At 36.1% G+C, this 12,052-nt stretch carries 8 protein-coding genes and 1 pseudogene; 4 read left to right on the top strand and 5 right to left on the bottom strand.

Features of this window, described 5'->3' with window-relative positions:
• Window positions 1-1,568: Calx-beta domain-containing protein (locus F6K27_RS11060; RefSeq protein WP_287300866.1), on the top strand; the 1,568-nt coding region annotated here is incomplete at its 5' end.
• A gap of 300 nt (window positions 1,569-1,868) precedes the next feature.
• Here F6K27_RS11060 and F6K27_RS11055 read toward each other — a convergent pair.
• The gene (locus tag F6K27_RS11055) at window positions 1,869-2,027 is read right to left on the bottom strand and encodes a hypothetical protein (protein ID WP_287284039.1); all 159 of its coding nucleotides are present in this window, start codon (window positions 2,025-2,027) and stop codon (window positions 1,869-1,871) included.
• A 1,396-nt stretch (window positions 2,028-3,423) separates the two neighbouring features.
• Here F6K27_RS11055 and F6K27_RS11050 point away from each other — a divergent pair.
• The 3 genes from F6K27_RS11050 (at window position 3,424) to F6K27_RS11040 (ending at window position 7,223) form a co-directional block, all read left to right on the top strand.
• On the top strand, window positions 3,424-3,966 hold the full coding sequence (locus F6K27_RS11050; protein WP_287274310.1) for a tetratricopeptide repeat protein: 543 nt from the start codon (window positions 3,424-3,426) through the stop codon (window positions 3,964-3,966).
• A gap of 299 nt (window positions 3,967-4,265) precedes the next feature.
• On the top strand, window positions 4,266-4,388 hold the full coding sequence (locus F6K27_RS11045) for a hypothetical protein (protein WP_282433675.1): 123 nt from the start codon (window positions 4,266-4,268) through the stop codon (window positions 4,386-4,388).
• Window positions 4,389-4,415: 27 nt separating this feature from the next.
• Complete coding sequence (locus F6K27_RS11040) at window positions 4,416-7,223, top strand: tetratricopeptide repeat protein (protein ID WP_287274306.1); 2,808 nt, start codon at window positions 4,416-4,418, stop codon at window positions 7,221-7,223.
• 441 nt (window positions 7,224-7,664) lie between these two features.
• Here the strand turns inward: F6K27_RS11040 and F6K27_RS11035 are convergent, their stop codons facing one another.
• The 4 genes and pseudogenes from F6K27_RS11035 to F6K27_RS11020 form a co-directional block, all read right to left on the bottom strand.
• Window positions 7,665-8,141 (bottom strand): peptidoglycan-binding protein, encoded by a 477-nt coding sequence (locus F6K27_RS11035; protein ID WP_287274304.1) that lies wholly within the window; start codon window positions 8,139-8,141, stop codon window positions 7,665-7,667.
• A gap of 733 nt (window positions 8,142-8,874) precedes the next feature.
• Window positions 8,875-10,344 (bottom strand): MAC/perforin domain-containing protein, encoded by a 1,470-nt coding sequence (locus tag F6K27_RS11030; RefSeq protein ID WP_287274302.1) that lies wholly within the window; start codon window positions 10,342-10,344, stop codon window positions 8,875-8,877.
• 247 nt (window positions 10,345-10,591) lie between these two features.
• A complete protein-coding gene (locus F6K27_RS11025) occupies window positions 10,592-10,825 on the bottom strand; it encodes a peptidoglycan-binding protein (protein WP_287274301.1) in 234 nt (77 codons plus the stop codon).
• Between the two features lie 18 nt (window positions 10,826-10,843).
• Window positions 10,844-12,052, bottom strand: a pseudogene (locus F6K27_RS11020) (hypothetical protein); the annotation flags it as partial.

Here is a 12,052-nt window from a genome sequence, read left to right as displayed (position 1 = left end):
CAGCAAATACTCCCATAACTATAGATGTCTTAGCAAACGACACAGGAGAATCTCTCAATATTATTACTGTAGATAATTTCACCACCGCAGGAAATAATGCCACTATCAATAATAATCAAATTATCTACACCCCATTACCAGAGTTCAGTGGGACAGATACTTTTACTTACGAAATTTCAGATGGCAATAATAATACTCCTAACTCTAGCGCTACAGTTAATGTGACTGTAGACTCCCCACCTTCCGGCAGTATTAGTGGAATTATATTTAACGACACTAACCAAAATGGTTTTCTCGAACTAGGAGAAACAGCATTATCAGGTGTCACAGTTTTTATAGATACCAATCAAAATGGCATTCCTGACCCCAACGAACAAACAGCAGTTACAAACCAGTCTGGTCTATACACTTTATCTAACTTATTACCAAATACTTATACCGTCAGAACCATTACTCCTCAACCTGATGCTACTCTCACAACTCAAGAGTTTTCTGTCACCCTGTCTTCTGGGGAAAACCTCAATAATATTGACTTTGGTTATAGCACTGCCAACCCAGGTATTCTCCAATTTAGCAATCCCACTTTTAGCGTGACAGAAAATGAACCCACTGCTACAGTTACAGTTATTCGTACTGGTGGAAATGATGGAGTAGTTAGTGCCAATATTAACCTTTCCAATGGCACAGCAACTCAGGGTATTGATTATGGCAACCCTGTTCCTGAAACTATTTTCTTTGCAGATGAGCAAACCCAACAAACTATTAATATTCCTATTGTGAATGACAACTCAGTCGAAAATACGGAAACTGTCAATTTAAGTTTAAGTAACGCTACAGGTGGAGCGACTATTGGTCAACCTGCTACTTTAGAAATTATTGATGATGATGAAATTATATCCTCACCACCTCCACCTTTTACTACTAGGGTGTTGGGTTTTGATGGTGAATTTAACAATTTTGATTTTGTGAGGTCTGTTCAAGTTAATCCCCCTCAAGGTCCTGCGAACCTACGATTTTCTCCTAATACTGTAGCTTTAGTAAGCAGGAATCAAGGAGGTCAAGGAAGATTTGATGGTACTACTAACAATAGTACTGTTATTGCCTACGATATACCAGACCAACAATTAGGGTTTGAGCTAGATGCTATTGTCATTGATTTAGCTGAAGTTATCGAGCGGATAGGTGAAATTGAGTTTGGTAATTTTTCGTTGGATTATGCTTCTCCTAACAGAAGTCACAATGTGAGGTTTTTCAATGAAAGTCGTCAAGATATTGGCCAAGGAGCAACTTTAAGTCGGACTATTCCGGTTCCTGGCCAACCAAATAATTTTAGTAACTTTAGCCGTCAAGGTATTTCAATTCCAGAGGATACCCAGTTTATTGCCATTGGCAGTGAATCTACGGAAATTGGAATTGATAATTTGCAGTTTACATTACAACCAAAGGGAGACAGCGATCGCTCCTTTAGTCAAATAAGTCTAGCATCTATGCCTGATACTCAGTTAGTTGGGAACATTACTACCATTGATAGTTTACTAGATAGTATGTTTTTTGCTTCAGCTATCTAGTGGTCAAGAGGGAATTAACGGATGGACTTGAATAAGGAGTCATGAGTCATGAGTCAGGAGTCAGGAGTCAGGAGTCAGGAGAAAAGAAGAAAGAGGAGGAGAAGGAGAAAGTTTTTTGATCACTAATTATCCGGACATGATATAATCCCATGTTCCCTAGCATCGGTATTGTATAGCAAAGTTCAATAATGAATAATTAATAATGAATAATTAATAATTACCTCTCCTTGAAAAGAAGAGGATTGACTAATCATGAAAATTTTTATTTATTATCCCCTTATATAGAATCCGGGTAATTAGTTATCGTATTATATCATGTCCGTTTATATCGTTTGTGTAAACCCAAGGGTGAATATCTACAGGAAATGATGGTTTTTTCTTGCGAGGGTAGCCTTCTTCCCTCTTCCCTCTTTCTTCTTCCTTCTTCCTTCTTCCTTCTTCCTTACCTTTGCTATACAAGACCGATGCTACCGGACATGATATTACTGAGGATTAATGAGTAATGAGTAATGAGTAATGAGTAATATAGTATCCGGATAATTAGTTATTGTATGATGAGAGTCCTCAGTCCTCAGTCCTCAGGAGTCAGCAGGAAGAAAGGATGAGAGTTGGAATTATCTGTGGATATTCCGGCATTTTATGTCTGCATTGAATGGAAGTAGAAAGTGCGATAACTGTATAACCTGATTTTATATTAAATATTGAAGTGTGGATAGAATTATAAGCATATATTATATAACCGGATTCTATATTAAAAGGGGAGGCGCATACCCACAATTTTTCGGTAAGGAAGAAGGAACAGGGAACAGGGAACAGGGAACAGGGAACAGGGAACAGGGAACAGGGAACAGGGAACAGGGAACAGGGAACAGAGAGAAAGGCTATTGAGCAAGAAAAAAACCTAAATTTCCTGTAGATATTCACCCTTGGGTTTACACAAACGATTGGCTTCAGACATGATATAATATTATGTTCGGATAATCAGTTATAAATAAAATTTAAGGACTGACGGTACCAAAGAAATACTTAAATTATCAATACTATTCTCCTATATTTCCTCTTTTTCTCCTTTTTTTCCTCCTGACTCCTGACTTACCCTCCTGGAAGGGGGAGGGGCGAGGGGTGGGTTGACTCCTGACTCCTCACAAAATTTATTTATAAATATTCAACCGTTAGCGTAGCTCCCCCTCCGGGGGAACATGATATAACACCTACCACCTACCACCTAAGAAGTTTATTATCGTTATGTTTACATAAGTTATTTAAGTATTGCCTATCTTTAATAGTCGATATATAATTAAATTTTAATAGTAGTATGAGCAATTTGTCTTAGTTGGTTCTACAGAGAAAACTTAGGAAATATGTCTACTGTCAAAATACGACTAAGGATTCATCATCAAGACCAGCTAATACCGAGGTTGATTTTTTTATGCTCTAAATTCACATTGGCGATCGCTATTGCAGTGTTAACTTTTGTATCTAATAGATGAAGCTATTGGGACTTTGATATTTTTTCCGATGAAAATAGCCAGTCAATCAGATAATTATAGATTTTATAGATTTTTGTAGATTTCTGGGAAGGGTAAATAGAAAAATACCTCAATACCTAAAAAATAGCTTAAACCTAGATATATCAGGAAAGAGGTTAAGAGGCTATCTTTATAATAAACCCCCTATCTTAAAATTCTGCATAACCTTTCCAGTGTGATAATTAATCAAGTAGTATACAACCGAAAAATTGTCAGTATTCTCCTGGAGAAACTACTATCATGTAATCGAAAGGATTTTGTCCTGAAGTCCCTTGATCGTAGCTGAAATAGATTTTTTAGTACTTATTAAGGTGAGGTATTGATATATGCGTTATTGGAGAAACTATCTGGGAGTTATTGCCACTGCTTTAGCCTTAAGTTTCCCTACCTTTGAAGGATTACACCAAGGAGAAAAGTGGAAAATTTCACCTGTATTTGCTCAGGATATTTCTTATGGTAATTCTAATAGTGAATCTGAAATAAGTAGGTTGTTAAAAGAGGGAGAAGAACATTATCAAAATGAGCAATACGAACAGGCATTAGAAAAATTTCAGCAGGTATTAAAACTACGACGAGACAGAGGAGATTTACTTGCAGAAAGTCGTGCTTTATTCTATGTCGGGGCAACTTATGAAAAGCTAGGTGATATTGAAAAAGTTCAGGATTACTATTGGGAAGTTTTAGGGGTTGCTGAAGAAATGGTCGATCCACAAAATTCTAAAAAAACTAACTCTCTGTTATGTAAAACTCCCGAAGGAAGAGAAAGGTTGAAGGACGAGAAAAGTCCGATTAAATTTGATTGCTTTGAAGAAGACTCTGGCAGTGTAACTCTTTTATTTGATGAAGATGACAAAAAAGAATCAGAATAACTTAAATAGACATCTCGACTAAAAGAGGGAGTAGGAATTCAACAATTAATAATTAATAATTAATAATTAACAATTACCTCTCTTTTAAAACTAAGAGGATTGACTTAAAGGAAAAATTTTCTTTATTCTCCTCTTAAAAGGGGATGCTTTAAACCACAATTTTTCGGTAAATAATTAATAATTTATGTAGGATAATTGATTTGATTTTTTATTATTAGAGATGTCTAGTAGACATCTCGACCAAAACAAGGAGTAGGGACGTTGTATGAACGTCTGTACAAAGTAGGCGGAAAGAATTAATGAATAAGAGTACGATAATTAATTTGATTTTTTATGCTCACCAGATGTCTAATAGACTCGCCAATGAATTAATTGAACTAAATAATAGCTTTAGCGATCGCCTATTATTTGGTAATTGCTAAAGCTGAATAAATAAAAAGTATAAAAAGATGTTTAAAAGTAGTGGGAAAAGAATAATTAAAAGATTCATAAAATTTTTTCTAATCTGCTGCTTAAGTTTAACTTTTTACTTATGCTACGAAACAGTATTTCCTCAAATATTAAATTCTGATCAACCTCAAAATCAGCTAATATCTCAAACTCCACAACAAACTGAAGCAGAAGCACTTTATCAACAAGGCCGACTTCTCTACAATGATGGTCAATATCAGGCAGCTTTAGAAGCTTATCAAAAAGCTTTAGAAATATTCCAATTATTATACAGATTATCAGATAATTCTACTCAATCTCTATCTCTAAAAATAAGTCAAACCCTTCACAGTATTGGATCTACTTATCAAAAACTAACTGACTATCCCCAAGCATTAGATTATCATCAACAAGCATTAAAAATACGTCGCAAAATTAATGAAAAACAAGGTATTGGTAGTAGTCTAAATAGTATTGGTGCTATTTATTTTCTCCAGGGAAATTATGACCAAGCTTTAAATTACTTGGAGCAAGCTTTAGCAATACGTCAAGAATTAGGAGATTTAGTTAGAGTTGGAGGAACTCAGAATAATATAGCAGCAATTTATCAAAATCAAGCTCAATATTTTCTAGCATTAAAATATTATCAACAAGCTCTACAAACATTCCAGGAATTAGCAAATTTTCAAGGTGAGGCAGCAGTTACTAACAACATCGGCTTAATTTATCAAGAATTAGGTCAGTATGAAAAATCCTTAGAGTGGTATCAAAATGCTCTAGAAATTTATCAAGCAAATAACAACAAAAATGGCGAGGGAAATACAATAAATAATATTGGGCTTACCTATAAATTGCAAAAAAAATATGCTCAAGCATTAACATATTATCAACAAGCTTTAACAGTTAGAGAACAAATAAAAGACAAAGCAGGAATAGGGCAAAGCCTGAATAATATCGGCTTAGTTTATGACCAAAAAGGCGAATATCAAAAAGCATTAGAATATTTGCACCAAGCATTAACAATTTTCCAGGAAATAGGTAATAAAACAGAAGAAGGACATATCCTAGATAGTCTCGGAACAGTTTATAAAAGCCTCAAAGAATATACCCGAGCAGAAGACTACTATCGCCAAGCTTTAACTACTCAAAGAAATGTAGGCGATCGCGCTAGTGAAAGAATAACTTTAAGTAATATTGGAGATTTATTAGTTGCAGAAAAACAGCCGGAAGTAGCAATTATTTTATATAAACACTCTGTAAATGTCACAGAAGAAATTCGGCAAGATTTACAAAATTTTCCTCTAGATAAACGGCAATCCTATGCCGAAAAAAATGCTGATACTTATCGTCGTTTAGCAGATTTATTATTACAGCAAAATAGAGTCACAGAAGCTCAACAGGTTTTGGATTTATTGAAAGTTCAAGAACTAGAAAATTACCTCAACAATGTAGAAGGTAATGAACAAACTTCTGTGGGAATAGAATTATTACCTCAAGAACAAGAAATATTGGATAACTATACCGCTATTCAAGATAAAGCAGTACAACTGAACAAAGAACTCACAGATTTACAGAATATATCACCCACAGATAGGTCGAAAGCTCAACAACAACGTATTACTGACTTAAAAGCAGAAAAACAGCAAATTCAAACAGAATTTCATAACTTGATTTCCAACGAAAATATCGTCAAAATCATACAGGAACTCAAGCAAAAAACTAATGGAGAAAGTATAGATATTACCAATTTAAGTAGATTACAAAATATCCTCAAAATCAAGCAAAATGCTGTACTACTTTATCCCTTAATTTTGGACGATAGGATAGAATTAATATTAGTGACAAGTCAAGGATTGCCAATACATCGTTCAGTTCCGATTAACAAAACACAGTTAAAAAATGCAATTATTGACTTTAGAGGAGCTTTGACATATCCTAGAAATATAATTAGTGATCAGATAGTACACACAACAGGTCAACAGTTATACAAATGGTTAATAGAACCTTTAGAGACAGAGCTATTTTTAGCGAAAACTAAAACTATTATTTATGCTCCTGATGGTTTATTACGTTATATTCCAATAGCAGCTTTATACGATGGAAAAAAATGGTTAATAGAAAGGTTAAACATCAACAATATTACCGCAGCAAGTCTGACTAATTTTAACAGTAAACCTCTAGGTAAACTCCGAGTATTAGCAGCAGCTTTTAGTCAAGGAAATTATAAATTTCTTGTAGGTTCTAGAGAATTTCGATTCTCAGGATTAAAATTTGCCGGACAAGAAGTAGAAACCTTAGCCAAGATGATTCCTAATACGACAAAACTACTGAATCAAGCCTTCAATTGGAATGAAATTATTTCACGAGTTAATAAGTACAATATTCTACATTTTGCCACCCATGCAGATTTTGTCAATGGGCAACCAGAAGATTCTTTTATTTTATTTGGTGATGGTAGTCGTTTAACTTTGCGGGAAATTACAAACTTATCCTTACCTAATATTAATTTAGCAGTTTTGAGTGCTTGTCGAACAGGAGTAGGTGGTATTTTAAAAGATGGTTCAGAAATATTAGGGTTGGGTTATCAGATGCAACGTGCAGGGGTAAAAACATCTCTGGCAAGTTTGTGGCAAGTTGACGATCTAGGAACGCAAGTACTGATGATTAATTTTTATCGAGCATTGAAAACAGGCAATATGACAAAAGCAGAAGCATTACGAAAAGCACAACTAGCTTTGATAAATGGGAGTATTAATGAAGAAGAGTCAAAAAGGTTGAGGCATCCTTATTATTGGGCGCCATTTATTTTAATAGGAGATGGGTTGTAGCAGAAGGAAGAAGGAGGAAGGAAGAAGGAAGAAGGAGGAAGGAAGAGGGGAGTTTGGGGAGTGTGGGAGGTGTGATACCAATTTGATAAATGTTTGCTACATTTTGATAAATGTTTGCTACATTTTCTTGAGTAGGGGAGTATGGGAGAGGTAAAAATAAGAATAATTAACAATAACTAGCTAATAATTATCAAAAAAAATATTCAGTCTTTATTAATTACTTAATAATTGAAGTGTCACCTAAATATAGCATTCTTTTTTCAAATTGGTATAACGCAGGATTTTGGCGATTACGTCGCTGTCGCTCGTAATGACACAATTACGTTACCTTTGCGTAAGTCCTATTAATTAACTGCTCATTATTTCTCAAATTAATTTATTAGTTAATAGCGATGAAAAATGAGCAGTGATTTATATTAATATTGATTGCTAAATAAAACCTTAAACATCGATAGTTTCTAATTTAGCCCAAGTTTGACTACCAACAATTCCATCAACAGTTAAACCATAATACTTTTGAAATTTTTTCACAGACTCTTCGGTTGCTACACCGAATATTCCATCAACTACTAGAGAACCAAATCCAATACCATTTAACCGTCTTTGTAGATATTCTACATCTTTACCTTTACTACTAAAACGCAGAACGGGACGAGAATTTGTATCGTTTTCAGAAGCATCAATTGTATCTACTACAGCCCAAGTTTGGGAACCAACAATTCCATCAATAGTTAAACCATTTTCTTTTTGAAAAGCTATGACAGCTTCTTTTGTAAGACTACCAAATACTCCGTCAACTACTAAACTATTATCAGCAACAGTTGCATTCAAAACTACTTGTAAATCCTTTACATCTTGACCGGTACTACCAAGGCTAAGAGTAGGACGAGTGGTGGTGGTTTGAGTTGTATAAGTCATGATTTTCTCCTTGTTTTGTGGATTAATTTAATCGTTGTTTACTTCAACAATTTAAGTATCATTCAATTTCAAGATAAAATCATTGACAGTTACAGACAAAGCCTGTTGTTATTTTTGACAATTAATCATTGCACTTTTCTGTAATACCAATTTGATAAATTTTTGCTACAAATAGTTAGGCTATTTCTTAGGAGTCAGGAGGACCGAGTCAGGAGTCAGAATAAATAGTTTCAATAGCAGTTTTGAGCTAATAAATTCTATTTTTCTCTTGGTGCGCGTTCCGCAAGCGAGCTGGCGTCGTCGCGGGGTCGCACCGCTTTGTCAAAGGGAGAACTCCTGCATTTGTCTTTTTCTCACGCTTATTATTCGTAACATTCTTTTTTCAAAATGGTGTAATACAGAGCTTTTCAGTTGAGTAGACCACTAAATTCATTGTTAGGAGTCAGGAGCTAGGAATTAGGAGTCAGGAGTTAGGAGTTAGGAGTTAGGAGTCAGTATCATTGTGGTTTATTCATATGAAAACCGCTGTAAATAAAAAAAATCATCAAAATCAAACCCCAACTTAATTTTTCATAAGTCAGGGTTACATTTAATAACTACTCATATTACACTTCACATTAAACGAAGCCTTATTTATATTATGAAATACTCTCCTTTGGATAAGGCGATCGCTGCTCTAACAAAAAATTATACTGTGGTAGTTTCGAGGTGAAGATTATTAGTCATCAGTAGGTTAGTTATTAGATTCCACTAGGATATTACGATACAGTTTGACACTTTTGACCCCGTTGTTACGGTAGGTCACGCCGATGCCAGTAATTACCTTACCATTATTACTACCGGGATTAAACTCAGATTCATAGCCGCTATCAGGAGCTGTTTCGTTTTGCCTCTTAAAACCATCTGACTGTAAGTTGTTGTCAAGATAATTGTATGTGGAGTTATCAGGGGTAAGTTCTTGGTAGTGAAGCACCATTTGGCTGAAATCCTTGTCTTTTCCCGTCAACCCAATGCCTGTCAGTACACACCCAGGTGGGACTTCCCCTATGGTTTCGTAATCGCTCCGGTTAAAAGTATCAACATTTCCAAACACCTCCCAAATACGCTTACCCGTAGACATATTAAGGTAGCACACAGCAATACGAGAGAAGTCACCCTTACTGTTGTTAACCTTACCTGCAAAGCCGACTACTACGCGGCCATCGTCAGACGGACCTGAGTCTAATTCTAAATTACTTATATCGCCTTTGCTCCACTCTTCCTGATTTTCAGACTTGGTAGTTAGCTTAGTTGTAATAGGGATTTCACCACTATTAAGAACAGCTTGGATGGCTGCGTCGATTTCATTTTTGCGATCGTCGTCATCGACCACTAACTCCGAAATCCGCTTCAGGGAGTCACCGTTTTCACCGGTAAAGTCCACGAGGACGAAATTACCATCAGAAACCGTTTCAGCCCAAGCCTCATACCCCTGCTCCAAAGTTTTGGGAAGGCCACCGATGCACGAATATTTAGCATTAGAGTCACTCTTCGATTCCAAAGTGTAGGTCTCGTAATCACCAGAAATTTTTCCCGAGTAGCTGTCATAGCTTGCCTTTACTTTCGATTCTAATTTCGTGGAGTCGCTATGAGTTAATTTTGAGAAGCTTTGACTATAAGACAAACGACCGCCGAAAATAGCCTCGTACAGAAAGTGAGTGCCGTATTTTTCCACTAACTCCTTAGCAGTCATGTCGTAGGTGCTGCCATTAGTCTTGTTGTAGACGTCATTCTTGAAATTCTGATCGAGATTATTCACCGCATAATCGAGATCCAAAATCAACTTGTAGGAGTGGATATAGCTGGATTTTTCAGCGTGATAGAAGTAGCTGCTGCTGGTGTGGGATGCGGAAAATTTAGTCGAAACTTCGGCGCTAAACAGACCATAGGAACCCTTCAGGTTCGCATCAATCGACATTTTGGTATATAACTCTTCAGTACTTTCGGTAATATATTCTACAATACGACTCTTGCCTAACACGACAGGAGTGCCTATGGCATCCTTAGGGTAAGAATATTCCCGCTCTAGAATCGTGATTACTGTATCTGCTTCGGGCAAATCAAACAGTCGCTTGGTGGTATCGACGGAGTAACCGCTGGCATAGCGATCGTAGATGTTGTAGATACAGCCAAGGTAGTCGTAACCGATTAGATTGTTAGCCATGTTTTTCTCCAAAATTTTGAATTTTCAAATTGTTGTTTGCTTTCAACAATTTCAGTATCATTCAATTTCAAGGAGAAATCATTGACAGTTACGGACAAACCAGATGGTAACTTCTGACCATTAGTCATTGCACTTTTCGGTAATGTTTAAAAAACAATCAAAACAAAAGGCCCGATTTTTTATAGGAAATCGGGCCTTTTATTAATGTATATCTATAAAAAGTTCTAGTTTTAATTGATTGATTAATTTAATCTTTGCTAAAACGCTCCTCTAAACTATTCCAAGTAGCTGGACCAACTATACCATCAACAACTAAGCCATGATCTTGTTGATACTGTTTAACAAAACCTTCAGTTTTATTACCAAAAATACCATCAACAACGAGTACGGAACCGTAAACTTCATTGAGCATCATTTGTAGTGTTTCTACTTCACTACCAGTGCTACCATTTTTTATAGTTGTACGAGTTGAAGTTGCCATTGTTTTTTCTCCTGAAATTCATTTGTTTGTTTCAACAATTTCAGTATCATTCAATTTCAAGGAGAAATCATTGACAGTTACGGACAAACCAGATGGTAACTTCTGACCATTAGTCATTGCACTTTTCGGTAATTGTCCCACCTTCCAAGAGAGTTCGCAAATTACACCTCCCTTGGGTAAAGACTCCCGACGAAATTCTCCTCCCAATCTTTTCGCTAATAAATGGCTGTGCTTTGTACCTTGTTGCTCCTTTCCTGGCTTTAAACCACACCCATTATCCTGTACCTTAAGAATATAATTACCTTCACGTTTTTCCCCCGTAACCACAATTCTAGTTACACCACGAGCGTGTTTACCAACATTACACAATGATTCCTCCAACCATAAACACAAGTCGCGTTTCATGTCCAAGGTTAAGCAAAATTGAGTAATAGGCGCAAAATTCCGTACTTTGACTCGAATAGTTTGGAAGCAAGGAAGATTGCGTTTAAGGGTTAGGGAATATACTTCGTGAAGTAAATTATGGAAGGGAAGATTTAGGTCGATAGAGGTTCCTTCCCCCAAGCGAAGAAAATTTTCAGAATTAGCAGATTCTAAAGTTTCTGGTGAAATTACTTGCTTGTTAATTGTATGATTTTTATCCGTAAGACTGCGTCCCACTGCGCGAATTTCAGTATTGAGTTCTTTCAAACGTTGTAAAAATTCTGTTTGAGATATCTGCTGGGTTTGCACATCTCTTTGCAGTAATGCTAGGGTTTGCAGTGGTCCATTATGAATTTGGGTAAAAGCTTGCTCCAAAGCATTTTGGCGAATACTCTGCCGTTCTGTGATTTGAGCATAGTACTGGAGACGTTCGACATACAAGCTTTCCACCATTGACTGGAGACGATTATGCAAAAAAATCTGTGCAGTTTGCACCCTCATTACTGGTCCGAAGGACATGAGTAAATCTAGTCCTCGTAGGGAGTATAGTTCTTCTGGGTTAAAAATAAAGTAGGTCAAAATAGGTCCAGCAACACCTATCCAGAGCAGTATAGTTGCCAAAAACAATCGTTGAGGACGCACAGTTATCAACATAAACGTCATCAACATCAACGATATTGAGGATATCGGTGGTAAATTATCTACAAGACTAATTTTGGATGAGCTAAACGCCATCAGAGAGTAAAACCAACAAGGCATCACAACAAACATTACACCCTGAAGTATACCCAAATTTATTACTTG

Source organism: Okeania sp. SIO2F5, assembly GCF_010692685.1.
GTDB classification, from domain to species: domain Bacteria; phylum Cyanobacteriota; class Cyanobacteriia; order Cyanobacteriales; family Microcoleaceae; genus Okeania; species Okeania hirsuta.
The sequence above is the reverse complement of the archived record's forward strand: the minus strand, read 5'-3'. Positions and strand labels throughout refer to the sequence as shown.

Excerpts from the sequence above, each read along its gene's own strand:
- F6K27_RS11030 (WP_287274302.1), bottom strand. The coding sequence starts at position 10,344 with ATGGCTAACAATCTAATCGGTTACGACTACCTTGGCTGTATCTACAAC.
- F6K27_RS11035 (WP_287274304.1), bottom strand. The coding sequence starts at position 8,141 with ATGACTTATACAACTCAAACCACCACCACTCGTCCTACTCTTAGCCTT.
- F6K27_RS11040 (WP_287274306.1), top strand. The coding sequence starts at position 4,416 with ATGTTTAAAAGTAGTGGGAAAAGAATAATTAAAAGATTCATAAAATTT.
- F6K27_RS11050 (WP_287274310.1), top strand. The coding sequence starts at position 3,424 with ATGCGTTATTGGAGAAACTATCTGGGAGTTATTGCCACTGCTTTAGCC.
- F6K27_RS11045 (WP_282433675.1), top strand. The coding sequence starts at position 4,266 with ATGAATAAGAGTACGATAATTAATTTGATTTTTTATGCTCACCAGATG.
- F6K27_RS11025 (WP_287274301.1), bottom strand. The coding sequence starts at position 10,825 with ATGGCAACTTCAACTCGTACAACTATAAAAAATGGTAGCACTGGTAGT.